Origin of the sequence: Luteimonas changyuni, from assembly GCF_039548395.1 — a bacterium.
In the GTDB taxonomy this organism is placed as follows: Bacteria; Pseudomonadota; Gammaproteobacteria; order Xanthomonadales; family Xanthomonadaceae; genus Luteimonas.
On sequence record NZ_JBCLUZ010000016.1, the window covers coordinates 1 to 17,950 of the forward strand.

A 17,950-nucleotide genomic window follows, 5' to 3' on the forward strand; every position below is an offset into this window, starting at 1 on the left:
CCACCTGCCTTCGCGCGGACCAGCTACCAGCTCAGCACCACCTTGCCCGACTTGCCGCTTTCCATCAGGTCGAAGCCCTTCTGGAATTCGTCCGCCGGCAGCTGGTGGCTCAGCACCTTCTCCAGCGGAAAGCCCGCCAGCACCAGCTGGGTCATCTTGTACCAGGTCTCGTACATGCGGCGGCCGTAGATGCCGTGCAGCACCAGGCCCTTGAAGATCACCCGGTCCCAGTCGATGCCGGCGCCCTTGGGCAGCAGGCCGAGCAGGGCGACCTTGCCGCCGTGGTACATGCAGTCGAGCATGTCGTTGAACGCGGTCGGGTTGCCGCTCATTTCCAGGCCGACGTCGAAGCCGTCCATGTTGAGCTCGGCCATGACCTCCTTCACCGAGGTCTTGCTGACGTTGACCACCCGCGTGGCGCCCATGTCCGCGGCCAGCTTCAGGCGGAAGTCGTTGACGTCGGTGACCACGATGTTGCGGGCACCGATGTGACGGCAGATGCCCGCGGCCATCACGCCGATCGGGCCGGCGCCGGTGATCAGCACGTCCTCGCCGACCACGTCGAACTCCAGCGCACAGTGCGCGGCGTTGCCGTAGGGGTCGAAGAACGCGGCCAGCTCCGACGGAATCGCGTCCGGGATCGGCCACAGGTTCGAAGCCGGCATGACGATGTACTCGGCGAAGGCGCCGTTGCGGTTGACGCCGATGCCGACCGTGTTCGGGCACAGGTGCTGGCGGCCGGCACGGCAGTTGCGGCATTGGCCGCAGACGATGTGGCCTTCGGCCGAAACGCGCTGGCCGATGTCGTAGCCGGTCGCGCCCGGGCCCAGCTTCACCACGCGGCCCACGAATTCGTGGCCGATGGTCAGGCCCTGCGGGATGGTGCGCTGCGCCCACTCGTCCCACAGGTAGATGTGCAGGTCGGTGCCGCAGATCGCGGTCTTCTCGAGGCGGATCAGGACCTCGTTGGGGCCGGGCTCGGGGACCGGGACTTCCTCCATCCAGATGCCGCGGGCAAGCTCGCGCTTGACCAGTGCCTTCATGGTGGCGGGAATGGTGGACTGCTGGGACTGCGACATGGTTGGGCCGGTCGGATGGTCGAAACACCCATTGTACCGCCGCCACGGCGCGCCACCTGGGGCATGACCGCTGACATTTGCACCCGGCCGCCGCCGCGGCCTATGGTCGGGGGCTGTCCAGACCACCGGTAATCCCATGCGCCCGAGCTCCATCGCCACGGCCCTCGCCGCCGCCCTGCTGCTGCCCGCCGCCGTCCTTGCCGACGAAGGCATGTGGCTGCCCTCCCAGCTGCCCGAGATCGAATCGGCGATGCGCGCGTCCGGCTTCCAGGGAGACCCGAAGGACCTGTCCGACCTGTCGAAGCCGCCGATGAGCGCCGTGGTTTCGCTTGGCGGCTGCACGGCGAGCTTCGTCTCGCCTCATGGCCTGGTGGTCACCAACCATCACTGCGCCCACGGCGCGATCCAGCTGAATTCGACGCCGGAAAACAACCTCATCGCCAACGGCTTCAATGCGGCGACGATGGCCGGCGAACTGTCTGCGGGCCCGGGTGCGCGGGTGCTGGTGACCGACCGCTTCGAGCGCATCACCGACCGCATCCTGGCCGATGCCCGCGGCAGGACCGGCCGCGCGTACCACGACGCGGTCGAGGCCGCCTCCAAGGCGGCCGTGGCCGAGTGCGAGGCCGAGGAACCCGGCTACCGCTGCAGCGTGGTCGACATGTACTACGGCACCGACTTCGATCTGGTGCGCCAGCTCGAAATCCGCGACGTGCGCCTGGCCTACGCGCCGCCGGACGCGATCGGCAGCTACGGCGACGAGATCGACAACTTCATGTGGCCGCGCCACAGCGGCGACTTCACCTTCTACCGCGCCTATGTGGGGCCGGACGGCAAGCCCGCGGCGTATTCCCCGGACAACGTGCCGTTCAAGCCCGCGGCATGGCTGACGGTGTCGACCGAGCCGCTGGCCGAAGGCGACTTCGCGATGCTGGCGGGCTATCCCGGCCGCACCTTCCGCCACCGCACCGCGGCCGAGTTCGCCGACCAGGTCGAGTGGCAGCTGCCTTCGCGCGTGGAGCTGATGACCGCTCTGCTGGATGCGGTCGAGCGCGGCAGCGCGGGCGACGCCGATGCCGAAGTGCGTTATGCCGCACAGGTCGCGAGCCTCAAGAACACGCTCAAGCGGGCCCGGGGCGAGCTCGACGGCCTGCGCCGCAGCGATGCCGTCGCCGGCCGCCGCGCGGAGGAGGCGGCGATGGCGAAGTGGCTGTCCGGCCAGCCCGATGCCGCCGCGACCCGGGCCGACATCGAAGCCGCCGCCGCGGTGATCGCCTCCGCCCGGGCCACGCGCGAGCGCAACCAGCTGTTCGGCCTGATGCAGGCCCAGACCCAGCTGCTGGGCGGCGCGATGCGGCTGCAGCGCCTGGCGCTGGAGCGCGGCAAGCCCGACGCCGAGCGCGAAAGCGGCTACCAGCTGCGCGACGAAGCCCGGATCGAGGCCGCCCTGCGCCAGGCCCAGCGCCGCTACGCGCCGGCGGTGGAGCGCGCGATCCTGGCCGAGCTGCTGGGCCGTCATGCTGCGCTCCCGGCGGAGCAGCGCGTGCCCGAGGTCGATGCCGTCTTCGGCACCGACGCAGCGACGATCGCGTCGCGCCTGGAGCGCCTGTACACCGGTGCCGCCCTGGCCGACGAAGCCGAGCGCCTGCGCCTGTTCGCCGCCGCCCCGGCCGAGGTCCAGGCCGCCACCGATCCGCTCATGCAGGCCGCCGCGACCCTGCAGCAGGCCGACCTGCGCTTCGAGGACGAGGCCAAGGCCCGTGCCGGCGAGCTGCTGCGCCTGCGCCCGGCCTATATGCGCGGCATGATCGGCCACGCCCGCAGCGAGGGCAGGGCGGTCTACCCGGATGCCAACTCCACCCTGCGCGTGAGCCACGGCCGCATCCAGGGCCTGCAGCCGCGCGATGCGGTCAGCTGGTCGCCGCTGACCACGGTCGAAGGCATCGTCGAGAAGCACACCGGCGTGGCGCCCTTCGACGCGCCGCAGCCGCTGCTCGATGCCATCGCCCGCCGCGACTTCGGCGCCACCGTCGATCCCGGCCTCGGCACCCAGACCGTGAACCTGCTCACCAACCTCGACACCACCGGCGGCAACTCCGGCTCGCCGGTGATGGACGCCCGCGGCCGCCTGATCGGGCTGAACTTCGACAGCAACTGGGAAGCGGTCAGCGCCAGCTGGAAGTTCGACCCGCGTTACAAGCGTGCGATCCACGTCGACGCCCGCTACATGCGCTGGATCATGGCCCGCGTCTATCCCGCGCCGCAGCTGCTGCGCGAGATGGGCCTGCCGCTCGACGCGGCCGACCGGCAGGCTCCCGCCGCCGCCGGCGGCCGTTAAACTCCGAACCATCCAACCCGTCCAGGACACCGAACCTATGGGCAAGACCCTTCTCGCCGCCGCCGTCGCGGCCTTCGCGGCCGCTGCCGCCAGTCCCGCCCACTCCGGCGAAGGCATGTGGGTGCCGCAGCAGCTCCCCGAGATCGCCAAGCCGCTGAAGAAGGCCGGGCTCAAGCTCAAGCCCGAACAGCTTGCCGACCTGACCGGTGACCCGCTCGGCGCCGTCGTCTCGCTGGGCGGCTGCACCGCGAGCTTCGTTTCGCCACAGGGCCTGGTGGCGACCAACCACCACTGCGCCTACGGCGCGATCCAGCTCAATTCCACGCCCGAGAACAACCTCATGCGCGACGGCTTCTACGCCGCGGCGATCGGCGACGAGATCAGCGCCGGACCGAACTCGCGCATCTTCGCGCTGGAGTCGATCGAGGACGTGACCGCCAAGGTGCAGGCCGCCGTGTCCGCGGCGCCCGATGCGATCGGCCGCACCAATGCGCTCGACGCGATCGAGAAGTCGCTGGTCGCCGGCTGCGAGGCCGACGAAGGCTACCGCTGCCGCCTGTACAGCTTTGCCGGGGGCAACACCTACCGCCTGTTCAAGAACCTCGAGATCAGCGACGTGCGCCTGGTCTACGCGCCGCAGGGCAGCGTCGGCGCCTACGGCGGCGAAACCGACAACTGGATGTGGCCGCGCCACACCGGCGACTTCGCCTTCTACCGCGCCTACGTCGGCAAGGACGGCAAGCCGGCGGCGTTCGCCGAGGACAACGTGCCCTACCAGCCCAAGCGCTGGCTCGAGTTCGCCGACAAGCCGCTGGGCGAGGGCGACTTCGTGATGGTCGCCGGCTATCCCGGCCGCACCGCGCGCTACGCGCTGGCCAGCGAGTTCAAGGACACCCAGGACTGGCAGTACCCGACCGTGGTCCGCCACTACAAGGCGCTGCAGAAGATGGTCGCCGCGGCCGGCGAGGCCAATCCGGACATCGAAGTGAAGTACGCCAGCACCATGCGCGGCTGGGAGAACGTCTACAAGAACTACGACAGCCAGCTCGCCGGCTTCGAGCGCACCAAGGCGATGGCCACCAAGGAGCAGCAGGAGGCCGAGGTGCTGGCCTGGGCGCGGGAGCAGGGCGAGTCCGGCCAGGCCGTGCTCGACGCCTACGCGCGCATCCTCGAGCTCAACGAGGCCAGCCGCGCCACCCGCGAGCGCGACCTGGTGTTCGGCCAGTTCAACGGCACCGGCGTGCTGTCGACCGCGATCCGCGGCTACCGCCTGGCGATCGAGCGCGAGAAGCCCGACGCCGACCGCGAGCAGGGCTACCAGGAGCGCGACCTGCCCACGATCGAGGGCGCCGTGCGCCAGATGGAGCGCCGCTACGTGCCGGAGATGGACCGCGGCCTGCAGCAGTACTGGCTGGCCGAGTACGTCAAGCTGCCGCAGGCCCAGCGCCTCGAGGCCGTGGACGCCTGGCTGGGCGGCAGCGGCGACAAGGCGATCGACGGCGTGCTCGATCGCCTCGGGCGCAGCGAGCTTGCCGACAGCACCGAGACCCGCCTGAAGTGGCTGAAGGCCGACCGCGAGGCCTACGAGTCCAGCAAGGATCCCGCGATCCGCTACGCGGTGGCGATCATGCCCACGCTGCTGGCGCAGGAAGCCGAGCGCAAGGCGCGTGCCGGCGACGCGCTGCTGGCGCGCCCGGTCTACCTGCAGGCGGTGGCCGACTACAAGGCCAGCAAGGGCGAGTTCGTCTATCCGGACGCCAACTCCTCGCTGCGCATCACCTTCGGCAACGTCAAGCCCTACACCAAGCTCGACGGCACGCCGCAGAAGCCGTTCACCGTGCTTGAAGAGATCCCGGCCAAGGACACCGGTGTCGATCCGTTCGACGCGCCCAAGGCGCTGCTCGATGCGGTTGCCGGGAAGCGCTACGGCGGGCTTGCCGATCGCCGCCTGAAGTCGGTGCCGGTCAACTTCCTCGCCGACCTCGACATCACCGGCGGCAACTCCGGCTCGCCGGTGCTCGATGCCCACGGCAAGCTGGTCGGCCTCGCCTTCGACGGCAACTGGGAATCCGTGGCGTCGAACTGGGTGTTCGACCCGGTGATGACGCGCATGATCTCGGTCGACCAGCGCTACATGCGCTGGATCATGCAGGAGGTCTATCCGGCGCCGCGCGTGCTGGCCGAACTGGGGCTGGAGCCGAAGCGTTGAGGATCCTGCTCGCGCGCCACGGCGAGACCGAGTGGAACCGCGCCGGCCGCTACCAGGGGCAGGAGGACATCCCGCTCTCGGATACCGGCGCCAAGCAGGCGCTGCGCCTGGGCGAGCGCCTGCACGACGTGCGCATCGACCGCGCCGTGGCCTCGCCGCTGTCGCGCGCGTACGACACGGCGCGGCTGGCGCTGGGCGAGGCGCGCGCGGACATGCTCGAGGTCGACGCGGGGCTGATGGAAATCGCCCACGGCACGTGGGAAGGCAAGCTGGCCAGCGAGATCCGCGAATCCGACCCCGAGCGCCTGGCTGCCTGGCGCGATGCGCCGGACAAGGTGCAGATGCCCGGCGGCGAATCGCTGAAGCAGGTCCTTGAGCGCGCCTGGCCGGCGTTCGCGAAGGCCTGTGAAGGCCTGGGCCCCGAGGACACGCTGCTGGTGGTCTCGCACGATGCCGTGAACCGCGTGCTGCTGTGCCGGGTGCTCGGCCTGCCGCTGTTCCGGCTGTGGACCTTCCGCCAGGCGCCGGCCACCCTGAACCTGCTGGAGGGGCCCGATGTCGGGCACCTGGACGTGGTGCGCATGAACGACTGCGCGCACCACACCCTGCTGTTCGGCGAAGCGGTGCACCGGGCGCTCTGAACCATGGCCGCAACGCGCAGCCTGCAGGACTGGCTCCGTGACATCGAGGGCCGGCATCCGCGCGAGGTCGACCTCGGCCTCGATCGCGTGCGCGACGTGGCCGCACGCATGGGTCTCGGCCGGCCGGCGCGCCTCGTGGCAACCGTTGCCGGCAGCAACGGCAAGGGCTCGACGGTGGCCTTCATCGAGGCGATTGCCGCTGCCTCCGGGCTGCGCGTGGGCGCCTACACCTCGCCGCATCTGCTGGCCTACAACGAGCGCGTGCGCATCGACGGCGAAGACGCGGACGATGCCGGCCTGGTGGCGGCGTTCGAGGCGGTCGAAGCCGCGCGCGGCGCGACCACGCTGACGTATTTCGAATACGGCACGCTCGCCGCGCTGTGGCTGTTCGAACGTGCGGGACTCGATCTCGCCGTGCTCGAGGTCGGTCTGGGCGGGCGCCTGGACGCCGTGAATCTGGTCGATCCCGACGTCGCGGTGGTCACCACCGTCGACCTCGACCACCAGGACTGGCTCGGTGCCGACCGCGAGGCCATCGGCACCGAGAAGGTCGGCATCGCGCGGGCGTGGACGCCGCTGGTGCTGGGCGAGGACGATCCGCCGTCGAGCGTGCTCGGCCACGCCTATGCCATCGGCGCCTCCGCGATCCGTGCCGGCAGCGATTACCGCTTCGGCCGCGATGACGCCGGCGACGGCTGGTGGTGGCGCGAGCCCGGGTTCGAACTGGTTCTGCCGCTGCCGGGCATGGCCGCGCCGGCGCAGCTGCGCAATGCCGCCGCCGCGATCGCAGCGCTGCGCGCGCTGGACGTGGAGATCGACGACGCCGCCTGGGCGCGGGGCTTGGCCGCCGCACGGGTGCCCGGGCGCCTGCAACGCTTTGAGCGCGATGGGGTCGAGGTGCTGGTGGATGTCGGCCACAACCCGCAGGCGGCACGCGCGCTGGCCGAGTGGCTGCAGGAGGCGCCGGCGATGCGCACCGTGGCCGTGTACGGCGCGCTGGCCGACAAGGACGCCGTCGGCGTGGTCGCCGCGATCGCGCCCTGCGTGGACGCCTGGCATCTCGCCGGCATTGCCGGCGCCGGCGGCCGCGGCCGTGATGCCGATGCCCTGGCCGACGCCCTGGCCGGCACCGCGGCCGGAACCGCGCAGCGCCACGCCGACCCCGCCGCGGCGCTGTCGGCGGCACTGGCACAGGCCCATCCGGGCGAACGCGTGATCGCCTTCGGCTCCTTCCACGTCGCCGGCGCGGCGCTCGCGTGGCTCGCTGCCGGGGATTCAGAAGTGGAGCCGGGCGGGGCCGTATAATTCAGCGGCCCCCGTTGCCTCGAGCCTCCATGGACTCCGGACTGAAACAGCGCCTGATCGGCGCCGCGGTACTGATTGCGCTGGCCGTGATCTTCCTGCCGATGCTGGTGCAGGGTCCCGCCCCCGACAGCGGCGTGTCCGATCTTTCACTGCACGTCCCCGACGCGCCCTCGGGCGACTACGTCACCCGCGACCTGCCGCTGGTGGTGCCCAATGCCACGACCAGCGCCGGCCTGCTGGCCGGTGACGGCAGCCTGGCAACCGTGGACACCGCCACCGCAGTGCCGCAAGGCGACGCGCGCCCGGAGGACGCAGCCGACCTCGCGTCCGACGTCGACGTGGTCCCGCTGGCGGACGGCGACGCGGCCGATGCGGAGGCCCCGCTGCCGGTGCAGGAGCGCCCCGCCGCGGAGCCCGAGCCTCTCGCGCCACAGCGCCCGGTCGCGGCGACCGGGCCCGAACCCGAAGCTCCCGCGCCGGCGAGGCCCGAACCTCCGAAGCCCGAACCTGCGGCGGCTCCCGCGCGCCTGCCCGCGGCCACCGCCGGCGGCGACTACGCGGTGAACTTCGGCGCCTACGGCTCGCGCGCCGATGCAGGCGCCGTCGTCAACCGCCTGCGCCAGTCCAACCTTCCGGCCTACGTGGAAGAAACCCGCGTTGGCGATCGCGACGCCTGGCGGGTGCGCATCGGTCCCTACGCTTCGCGCGCCGATGCGGAGTCCGCGCGCGTGCGCGCCGGCAGCATCGGCTCGCGCGCCACGGCCGCGGTGGTCGCGCTGGACGCGGCAGCGCCGGCAGCGTCCGGCAGCAGCGCGGCGGCATCGAGGCCGGCGGCTTCAGCGGCCGCACCCCCGGCTGCGGCTCCCACCCCTGCCTCAACGGCTGCGGCCGGCACCGGTTTCGCAGTCCAGCTTGGCGCCTACGGCAATGCCAGCGAAGCCAACGCGCTGCGCGACCGGCTGCGCGCCGCGGGCATCGGCGCCTTCACCGACACCGTGCAGACCGACAAGGGCACGCTGACCCGGGTCAAGGCCGGTCCGGTGGTCACGCGCGCCGAAGCCGAGCAGCTCAAGGCACGCGTGAAATCGAGCTTCAACATCGACGGTCTCGTGCGCTCGCATCCATAGCCACGCTCCCGAAGCGGCGCTGCCAGCGCCGTCTTGCCGAAACCCGCCTTTCCACTCCAGATACTCGCAGGACCCATCCCCATGTGCGGCATTGTCGGCATCGTCGGAACCACTGAAGTCGCGCCCGCGCTGTACGACGGCCTGACGGTGTTGCAGCACCGCGGGCAGGACGCCGCCGGCATCGCCACGGGCTACGGCACGCGGCTGCGCGTGCACAAGGGCAACGGCCTGGTGCGCGATGTGTTCGACGATGCGTCGATGGCGCTGCTCCAGGGCCGCGTCGGCATCGGCCACTGCCGCTATCCCACCGCCGGCAGCGAGGGCCATGACGAAGCACAGCCGTTCTACGTCAATTCGCCCTACGGCATCGCGCTCGCCCACAACGGCAACCTGATCAACACCGATGCGCTGCGCCGCGAGGTGTTCGAGACCGACCGCCGCAACGTCAACACCGAGTCCGACTCCGAGGTGCTGCTCAATGTGTTCGCGCACGAGCTGGACCGCGAGCGCGCGCTCACGCCCGAAGCGGCGCTGAAAGCGGTCGAGGGCCTGCACCGGCGCGCGCGCGGCGGCTATGCCGGCGTCGCCCTGGTGCTGGGCCTGGGGCTGGTCGCATTCCGCGATCCCAACGGCATCCGGCCGCTGGTGCTCGGCAGGCGCGAGGCCGAAGGTGGCACCGAATACGCGGTCGCTTCGGAATCGGTGGCGCTGGACATCCTCGGCTTCGAGCGCGTGCGCGACGTCGAGCCGGGCGAAGGCATCGTCATCACCGCGAACGGCGAGCTGCACGCGCGCCAGTGCGTGGAGGCGGGCGAGCACGCGCCGTGCATCTTCGAGTACGTCTATTTCGCGCGCCCGGACTCGATGATCGAGAACATCTCGGTGCACAAGGCTCGGATGCGCATGGGCGTGACGCTGGGCGAGAAGATCCTGCGCGAGCGGCCCAACCACGACATCGACGTGGTGATCCCGATCCCGGACACCTCGCGCGATTCGGCGATGGAGATCGCCAACGCGCTCGGGGTGAAGTATCGCGAGGGCTTCGTCAAGAACCGCTACGTCGGCCGCACCTTCATCATGCCGGGGCAGGGCGAGCGCGTGAAATCGGTGAAGCGCAAGCTCAACCCGATTCCGCTGGAGTTCCGCAACCGCGTGGTGCTGCTGGTCGACGATTCCATCGTGCGCGGCACCACCTCGAAGCAGATCGTGCAGATGGCGCGCGACGCCGGCGCGCGCAAGGTCTACCTGGCGTCGGCCGCGCCGCCGGTGCGATATCCGAACGTCTATGGCATCGACATGCCATCGGTCGATGAGTTGGTGGCCAACGGTCGCAGCGAGAAGGAGATCGAAGCGGTGCTGGGCTGCGACTGGCTGGTCTACCAGGACCTGGCCGACCTCGAGGCCGCGGTGGCCGGGCACAAGTTCCCCGGCAGGAAGTTCGACAGCTCGTGTTTCAGCGGCGAGTACGTGACCGGCATCGAGCCGGGCTACCTGGAAGGCCTGCGCACGCTCAGGTCCGACGAGGCGAAGAAGAAGCGCCGCGTCGGCGCCTGATCATGGCGAGGTCGTTGTTCGACGCCGCGCGCGACTGTCTTGCCGCGGCGTCACCCGAGGACAAGGTCGCGGCCACCCATGCCGCGGCCGCGGCGTTCCGGCGCGGCGAGCTTGTTATCGACGCCGACGGCGGATCCGGCACCGGAGGCGGGACCGATGCCAACGCGTCCGGGCCGGATCCGATCCGCATGCCCGGCCGGCCGCTGCGTCCGCGCCTGGTACATCCGCGCGAGCTGCCGCGACGCGGCTTCGGCAGCGACGAAGGCCGCGCGGCCTTTATCCACGCCATCGCCCACATCGAGTTCAACGCCATCGACCTGGGCTGGGACGCGGTCTACCGCTTCCGCGGCATGCCGGCGCAGTACTACGCCGACTGGGTAATGGTGGCCGACGACGAGGCCCGGCACTTCACCATGCTGCGCGACCGGCTGCAGGCCATGGGTCGCGACTACGGCGACTTCGACGCCCACAACGGCCTGTGGGAGATGGCCGAGAAGACCGCGGACGACGTGCTCGCGCGCATGGCGCTGGTGCCGCGCGTGCTGGAAGCGCGTGGGCTGGACGTGACGCCGGGGATGATCGTGAAACTGCGCGCGCTCGGCGACGACGCCACCGTCGGCATCCTCGAAGTGATCCTGCGCGAGGAAGTCGCCCACGTCGCCGCCGGCAGCCACTGGTTCCGCTGGTGCTGCGAACGCGAGGGCATCGACCCGGAGCCTCGTTTCCGGGAATTGCTGGCCGAATACGCGCGCGCGGTGCTGCATGGGCCGTTCAACGTCGAGGCGCGCAGCGCGGCGGGGTTCAGCGAGGACGAGTTGGCGGCGCTGGTGCAGATTTCGGGCTGAGGATTTGGCGGCGGGCACCGGGTGCGTGGGGTACTCCGCCGACTGAGCAGCAAGCTGCTCTTTATGTCGGCTGCGTACCCCACGCACCCGGTGCTGCCATCGCTGTGGCGGGTTGGAGCGGGACTGCCCGTGGCGCTTCATGGGACGAGGCTTGTCATACATGCGACAGTTGTCGTATGTTTGCGACTCACGACATGCCGCGGACACAGCTTCGATGATCCATCCCTCGAATACCGAGCTTGAGCTGCTCAAGTGCCTGTGGCGACACGCTGCCTGCAGCGCCCGCGAAGTGCACAACCATGTGACGCCCATCCTCGGCTGGTCCTACTCCTCCACCCGCAAGACGCTGGAGCGGATGGTTGAAAAGGGTCTGGTCGAGGAGTTCGATTCGCACGGTTTGAACGTCTACCGCGCGGCCGTCGGCAAGGTTTCGACGCTGGCGGCATTGAGCATGGACTTCGCGCGGCGAGTGCTGGAGATCGAGGGGCCGCTGCCGGCACAGGCGTTTGCCGACAGTCGCCTGCTCAGCGAGGACGAGGTCGACGAGCTGGGGGCGCTGCTGCGTGATTCCGACCAGGATGGGCAGGCATGAGCGTCTCCGTGCTGGATCTCTGGTGGTTTCACGCCGGCGCCTGCCTGTTTGCCGGAGCGCTGGCCTGGTCGCTGGGGCTTGCCCTGCATCGCGCCCTGCGCATCTCGCACGCGGCGCGCAGCTACTGGCTCGTCGTCTGGGCCTTCGCGATCCTGCCGACGCTGCTGGCGGTCGCTTTCCATGGCTTCGCCTCGGCAGGTGCAAGTTGGCCGCTACCGACGCCGCTGCCGCTGCCATCGGTCGCCGAGCTGGGCGGGTGGTCGAACGGCCTTGAAACGCCGTGGCAGGACGCAGCGGAGCCGCTTGGCGCCAAGGCCTGGCTGGAACCACTGCTGCTGATGCTGTATCTGGCCGGTGCCGGGCTGGCGGCCTTGCGCTGGGGGAAGGGCATGCTTTTCGTCCGCCGCATCGTCCAGGCCTCGTCCCCGGTTGTTCCGGCTGCCTTGCCGGGACCGCTGGCTGCAATGGAGCGGCAGCGCCTCCAGCGCCTTGGGATCGAGATTCGTGCGACCACGCAGCAGGTCAGTCCCTTCGCGGTCTGCTGGCCGCGGCAGGCGATCATCATCCCGACTGCCCTGGCGGCTCGCCTGGAAGATCGCCAGCTGCAGATGGTGTTGCGCCACGAGGCAAGCCACCTGGCCCGGCACGACCCGCAGCGCGCGGCGCTGATGCGCCTGGTGGGCGTGGCGCTCTGGTTCAATCCCTTCCTGGGGCTGATCGAACGTCGCGTCCAGGTCGCCGCGGAACTGTGCTGCGACGCCGCGGCAACGGGAATGGAGCCGGAAGCCCGGCATGTCTATGCGCGGGCCTATCTGGAAGCCCTGCGCCTGTCGGCACGATCGCAGATGCCCTCCCCGGTCGCGGCGTTCTCGCGCCATGACCCCGGCAGCCACAGGCTGAGGGTCCGCCACATGGTGCAGGGGGATGCGCGGCGACGCCTGGCCCTGCCATGGCGCATCGCGCTGCTTGCGTTGGCGCTGGCGGCCGGCAGCGCGGTGGCTGCAGTGCAGATCGGCACGGTCACGCCTGGCCGCGGCCAGGCCGGCATCGACGAAGCTGCTGGCGGCCCACCGGCAGCCGTCGTGTCGATCGTGGCGCCTCTGCGCAGTGAAGCGGCGGCTCCGGAAGTCACCGCCGACGTGACTGTCAGGCCCGCCATCGATTTCAGTTTTCCGGTGACCGCGCCCAGGATCAGCAGCCGCTACGGCGCCGAAGGCGGACCCTACACGCGCCCGCACAGGGGCATCGACTTCGCCGCAGCGCGTGGGACTCCCGTCTACGCACCTGCGGCTGCGACCGTGGCGGCGGCAACCACGAATTATCCGGATGGCCCCAACTACGGGACGGTGGTCGTGCTCGATCACGGCGGTGGCTGGCAGTCACTGCATGCGCATCTCGACGGCTTCGACGTCCAGGTCGGGCAACGGGTCGCGGCCGGTACGCAGATCGGCCGCGCCGGTACCACCGGCAAGGTGACAGGGCCGCACCTGCACATGGAGTTGCTGTTGAACGGGCAGCGCATCGATCCGGAGCCCTTGCTGCGATGAGCGGATAGGCACGCAGCACGGCTGCACTGCAGACCCGGTCGGCGTATCCCCGGCTGGCTCCCCCACATCCATCACTTGCCGCGTTTCCCGGCTCACGGGAGGGACGGTGCTTGCCTGGTGAAACATGAAAAATCCGCTCCTGCAGACGAAAGCCCGCTCCGCATCGTCTTCGTCTTGCAGCTGCCTGCGCCTGGGACTTGCTGCTGCGCTGTTGCTGGCCTGCTTCCAGGCTGGCGCGGCGGCCGTTGCCACCGATCCCGCACCGGAGCCATCGACTGACGCACCACTGCAGGCACCTGCGCCCGAAGGCGTGACCGACCTGCAGCAGGTGCAGGTCCGGGGCGAACGCCACGATCCGCGTCGGGACGACACGGCTTCCCGCCTGGTCTTCGGCAAGGATGAACTGGTGCGGCACGGCGACGCCACGCTTGCTGATGCGATCAAACGCCTGCCGGGGGTGACCGTGACCACGGCTGCGCCCGGGAGCACGGGCAGCATCACCCTGCGCGGAATGGGCAACGGATACACGCAGATCCTGGTCGACGGGCAGGCGGCCCCAGTGGGATTCGATCCGGGCTCGCTGTCCCCGGACATGGTCGAGCGGGTAGAAATTCTGCGCACGGCCACCGCCGACATGCGCGCCGAAGCCATCGCCGGGACGATCAACATCGTGCTGGCCAAGGCCGCAAACAAGGACTCGGACGAACTCAAGATCAGCCTGGCGGAATCCAATGGCCGGTCCGCGCCCGCATTCAACTGGAGCCGGTCGCGTCGTGGAGAGTTCCGTGGCTACACGGTGAACGCTGCCCTGTCGCGACGCACATTCCTGGCGGAGCAAGACGGTATCGAAACCGGCTTCCGTCCTGACGGTGCGCAGGACCTGCATCGCAGCACGGACCTGCGCGTCGAGGGCTTCCGCGACGTGCTTTCGCTGTCTCCCCATTTCAACGCCGTCCTGGAGAACGGGGACACGCTCGGCTGGCAAACGTTCCTGGAGGCCAGCAATTACAACAGGCATGGCGATATCCGATGGCAGACGGAGTCCGGCCCGGAACTGCGGCACGTGCGGTACCGCCAGTCCACCGGCATCGACGTGGTCCAGCTCCGGACTGATCTCAGCTGGGCGCGTGAGTTCGACAGCGGCGGAAAACTCACCAGCAAGCTGGGGCTGGGCGGCAACCGCGAGGACTACCGCTTCCGCGAACAGGGATATGGCGCCTACGGCACGCAGAACCTGGACGATGCCACCGATGGATGGTTGCGCGTTCGGAACTTCGCCTCCTTCGGGAAGTACACCTGGCCAGGTAGCGGAGCGCATATGTTCGAGGCGGGTTGGGAGGGCAGCCTGGATCGGCGGCGCGAAGCGCGCGTGCAGCGCCTGCTGGCCTTCGATGGCTTCCCGGCAAGCCTCAGCGACTTGTCGTTCGATGCCCGGATCCGACGCGCCGCGGTTTATGCACAGGACGAATGGACGGTGACGCCCGCCTGGTCCCTTTACCTTGGCGCGCGCTGGGAGCAGATCGAAACCCGCAGCGACGGCAGCGACTTCGCGCCGATCCGCAGCCGGTCCGCCATGCTTTCGCCCGTGCTGCAGTCGCGGTGGCGACTGCCGGATTCGAAGAACCAGGTCCGTCTGGGGCTGAGCCGTACCTATCGCTCCCCGGAACTCCGCCTGCTGGTACCAAGGCCGTACACCTCCACCAACAACCGCGAACTCGACCCCGACACGATGGGCAACCCGCTGCTGAAGCCCGAGCTGGCCACCGGCGTGGACTTGGCCTACGAGGCGTTTCCGGAAGGCGGTGCCACGTTCAGCCTTGGCGGCTATGTCCGGACCATCGAGGATGTCATCCGCACGGAGACACGTCTGGTCGGTGACCGTTGGGTCGCCATGCCGATCAATGGCGGCAACGCAACCGCATGGGGCTTCGAACTCGATACCAGGTTTTCGCTCCTGCAGGCTGTGGACGCATCAGGGCTGGAGTTTCGCTTCAACCTGACCCGCAACTGGTCGCGGATCGACGACCTGCCGGGACCGGACAATCGCATCGCCAAACAGCCGCGCCTGAGTTCCACCCTTGCCGCCGATTACCGGATCAGCCCTGCCTGGTCGGTGGGCGCCAGCTACAGCTATCGCAGTGGGGGTTCGACGCGAACCGGCATCCATCAGATCGAAGGTGAGTCGGCGCGACGCGAACTCGATGCCTATGTGCTGGGCAGCCTGTGGGACAAGGCCCGGCTGCGGCTTGGCGTGGCCAACGTGCTGCAACAGGACATCGCCGGCGATACGAAGTACTTCGATGCCAGCGGCAGGCAGCGGATCGAGCGCCTGCAGCCGACGCACATCAGCATCCGCGCCAATCTTGAAGTTGCGTTCTGAGGCGAGTCGGGGATGCGCGGCTTTACAGGCTCGACAACCGGAGTCCTGTCGCGTCCACGCGCAACACCGATCCCTGCTCGTACCAGTCGCCCAGAACCACCCACGTGCATGCATGCCCATCGACATCAAGCGCATGCACCGCCGGGCGATGGGTATGTCCGTGGATCAGCAGATCCACGCCGTGCGCACGGAGCGCTGCTTCGGTCGCAGCGGGCGCCACGTCGGTGATCGTTTCCATCTTGCCGGCGTCGCGCAGTTCGCCCTGCCGCGCCTGGCTGGCCGCGCGCGCCTGCTGCGCGAACGCCTGCCGTGCCGCCAGTGGCTGCGCCAGGAATTGCCGCTGCCACGCGGGATCCCGGGTCTGCGCCCGGAACTGCTGGTAGGCCACGTCGTCGGTGCACAGGGTGTCGCCATGCATGAGTAGCGCGCGCCGTCCGTACAGGTCGACCACGGTCGGATCGTCCAGCAGTGCCATGCCGGCCCGCTGCGCGTAGTCCGCGCCGAGGAGGAAGTCGCGGTTGCCGTGCATGAAGTACACCGGTACCCCGGCGGCCGACAGCGCCGCCAGCCGCTCCGCCACGAAGGTGCCGGTCTCCGACGGGTCGTCATCGCCGACCCAGGCCTCGAACAGGTCGCCGAGGATATAGAGCGCGTCGGCCCTGCGTGCCTCGCCGGCGAGGAGTTCGCCGAACAGGCGGGTGATGTCCGGCCGTTCCGGATCGAGGTGCAGATCGGAAATGAAGAGCGTCGTCATGCCTGGAGTGTAAATGCACGGCATCGCGGCCATGGGTGCTTCCACAACCGCGCTTTACGCTAGGCGCTGGAGCGGCGATCGCGCCATGCCCGCTCCCAGGGCAGTTCCGATGCCGGCGAAGGGCTAAAATCACCGGTCACCCGAGCCAGTCCCAGACGCCATGACCTGCCGCACCCGCTTCGCCCCCAGTCCCACCGGCTACCTGCACATCGGCGGCGCCCGCACCGCCCTGTACTGCTGGCTGGAGGCGCGCCGCCGCGGCGGCAGCTTCATCCTGCGCATCGAGGACACCGACCGCGAGCGCAGCACCCAGGCCGCGATCGACGCCATCCTCGAGGCCATGGAGTGGCTCGGCCTCGACTACGACGAGGGCCCGATCTACCAGACCGCGCGCGTCGAGCGCTATCGCGAGGTCGCCGAACAGCTGGTCGCGGCCGGGCAGGCCTACTACGCCTACGAGTCGAAGGCCGAACTCGACGCCATGCGCGAGGCCGCCATGGCCGCCGGTACCAAGCCCCGCTACAACGGCGCCTACCGCGAGCAGGGCGCGCCCTACCGCGACGACCCGAATCGCGTCATCCGCCTGAAGAACCCGCTCGACGGTACCGTGGCCTGGGACGACAAGGTCAAGGGCCGCATCGAGATCGCCAACGCCGAGCTCGACGACCTCGTCATCTTCCGCCCCGACGGCTACCCGACCTACAACTTCGCCGTGGTCGTCGACGACCTCGACATGGGTATCACCGACGTCGTCCGCGGCGATGACCACGTCAACAACACCCCGCGGCAGATCAACATCTACCGCGCGCTGGGCGCCGAGGTGCCGGCGTTCTCGCACCTGCCGATGATCCTCGACGAGCAGGGCGCCAAGCTCTCCAAGCGCACCGGCGCGGCGGACGTCATGCAGTACCGCGACGCCGGCTACCTGCCGCACGCGCTGCTCAACTACCTGGTGCGCCTGGGCTGGTCGCACGGCGACCAGGAGATCTTCTCGATCGATGAGATGAAGTCGCTGTTCGACCTCAAGGGCGTCAATGCCAAGGCCGCGCGCCTGGACATGGCGAAGCTGGGCTGGCTGAACCAGCAGTACCTGAAGGAGGACGCGCCGGCGGACGTCGCGAAGCACCTCGAGTGGCAGCTGCGCGAGGCCGGCTACGACCTCGCCGCCGGCCCCGCCCCGGCCGACGTCGTACTCGCCCTGCGCGACCGCGTGCAGACGCTGAAGGACATGGCTGAACGCGCCGCCGTCTGGTACCGGCCGCTCACCGATTACGACGACAAGGCCGTGGCCAAGCACCTGAAGCCCGAGGCGAAGGCGCCGCTGGCCGAAGCGCGCCATCGCCTGGATGCGCTGCCGGCCTGGACGGTCGAGGCCATTGCCGAAGCCCTGCAGGGCACCGCGGAAACGCTGGGGCTGGGCATGGGCAAGGTCGCGCAGCCGCTGCGGGTGGCGATCACCGGCACTCAGGTGAGCCCGGACATCGCGCACACGGTCTACCTGGCCGGGCGCGATGAAGCCCTGGAGCGCATCAACGCCGCGATCGCGCGCATTCCCGCCTGCTGACCCCTTGTGGGAGCG

Annotated in this window: 13 protein-coding genes; 11 read left to right on the forward strand and 2 right to left on the reverse strand. The window is 69.7% G+C overall.

The genetic code is table 11. The annotated features are described in order from the left end of the window. Window positions 1-23 precede the first annotated feature (23 nt). Window positions 24-1,055: an L-threonine 3-dehydrogenase gene (tdh, locus tag WCD84_RS07890; RefSeq protein WP_343278674.1), complete on the reverse strand. Its 1,032-nt coding sequence runs from the start codon at window positions 1,053-1,055 to the stop codon at window positions 24-26. Between the two features lie 160 nt (window positions 1,056-1,215). On the opposite strand from tdh, the gene WCD84_RS07895 reads away from it, so the two are divergent. From WCD84_RS07895 to WCD84_RS07940, 10 genes are all read left to right on the forward strand, one after another. After that, on the forward strand, window positions 1,216-3,417 hold the full coding sequence (locus WCD84_RS07895) for a S46 family peptidase (protein ID WP_343281004.1): 2,202 nt from the start codon (window positions 1,216-1,218) through the stop codon (window positions 3,415-3,417). Between the two features lie 37 nt (window positions 3,418-3,454). Beyond that, window positions 3,455-5,626 carry a S46 family peptidase gene (locus WCD84_RS07900; RefSeq protein ID WP_343281005.1) on the forward strand — a complete coding sequence of 724 codons (2,172 nt, stop codon included), beginning with the start codon at window positions 3,455-3,457 and terminating at the stop codon, window positions 5,624-5,626. Then, on the forward strand, window positions 5,623-6,267 hold the full coding sequence (locus WCD84_RS07905) for a histidine phosphatase family protein (protein WP_343281006.1): 645 nt from the start codon (window positions 5,623-5,625) through the stop codon (window positions 6,265-6,267). The genes WCD84_RS07900 and WCD84_RS07905 overlap by 4 nt, the downstream gene beginning before the upstream one ends. Before the next feature lie 3 nt (window positions 6,268-6,270). Beyond that, window positions 6,271-7,572, forward strand: coding sequence for a bifunctional tetrahydrofolate synthase/dihydrofolate synthase (gene folC / locus WCD84_RS07910; RefSeq protein WP_343281007.1), 1,302 nt, complete (start codon window positions 6,271-6,273; stop codon window positions 7,570-7,572). Between the two features lie 29 nt (window positions 7,573-7,601). Further along, complete coding sequence (locus WCD84_RS07915) at window positions 7,602-8,699, forward strand: SPOR domain-containing protein (RefSeq protein WP_343281008.1); 1,098 nt, start codon at window positions 7,602-7,604, stop codon at window positions 8,697-8,699. An 81-nt stretch (window positions 8,700-8,780) separates the two neighbouring features. Continuing rightward, window positions 8,781-10,253 carry an amidophosphoribosyltransferase gene (purF, locus tag WCD84_RS07920; RefSeq protein ID WP_343281009.1) on the forward strand — a complete coding sequence of 491 codons (1,473 nt, stop codon included), beginning with the start codon at window positions 8,781-8,783 and terminating at the stop codon, window positions 10,251-10,253. A 2-nt stretch (window positions 10,254-10,255) separates the two neighbouring features. Then, window positions 10,256-11,098 (forward strand): ferritin-like domain-containing protein, encoded by an 843-nt coding sequence (locus tag WCD84_RS07925; protein ID WP_343281010.1) that lies wholly within the window; start codon window positions 10,256-10,258, stop codon window positions 11,096-11,098. Window positions 11,099-11,312: 214 nt separating this feature from the next. After that, window positions 11,313-11,690, forward strand: a complete 378-nt coding sequence (locus WCD84_RS07930) for a BlaI/MecI/CopY family transcriptional regulator (RefSeq protein WP_343281011.1) — start codon at window positions 11,313-11,315, stop codon at window positions 11,688-11,690. After that, window positions 11,687-13,237: a M23/M56 family metallopeptidase gene (locus WCD84_RS07935; protein WP_343281012.1), complete on the forward strand. Its 1,551-nt coding sequence runs from the start codon at window positions 11,687-11,689 to the stop codon at window positions 13,235-13,237. Before WCD84_RS07930 ends, WCD84_RS07935 begins: the two co-directional genes overlap by 4 nt. 310 nt (window positions 13,238-13,547) lie before the next feature. Next, entirely contained in the window at window positions 13,548-15,617 is a 2,070-nt protein-coding gene (locus WCD84_RS07940; protein WP_343281013.1) for a TonB-dependent receptor plug domain-containing protein, read from the forward strand. 22 nt (window positions 15,618-15,639) lie between these two features. On the opposite strand, the gene lpxH is transcribed toward WCD84_RS07940, so the two are convergent. Next, window positions 15,640-16,371, reverse strand: a complete 732-nt coding sequence (lpxH, locus tag WCD84_RS07945) for a UDP-2,3-diacylglucosamine diphosphatase (protein WP_343281014.1) — start codon at window positions 16,369-16,371, stop codon at window positions 15,640-15,642. A gap of 160 nt (window positions 16,372-16,531) precedes the next feature. Here lpxH and gltX point away from each other — a divergent pair, with 160 nt between their 5' ends. Beyond that, window positions 16,532-17,935 carry a glutamate--tRNA ligase gene (gltX, locus tag WCD84_RS07950; protein ID WP_343281015.1) on the forward strand — a complete coding sequence of 468 codons (1,404 nt, stop codon included), beginning with the start codon at window positions 16,532-16,534 and terminating at the stop codon, window positions 17,933-17,935. Window positions 17,936-17,950 lie beyond the last annotated feature (15 nt).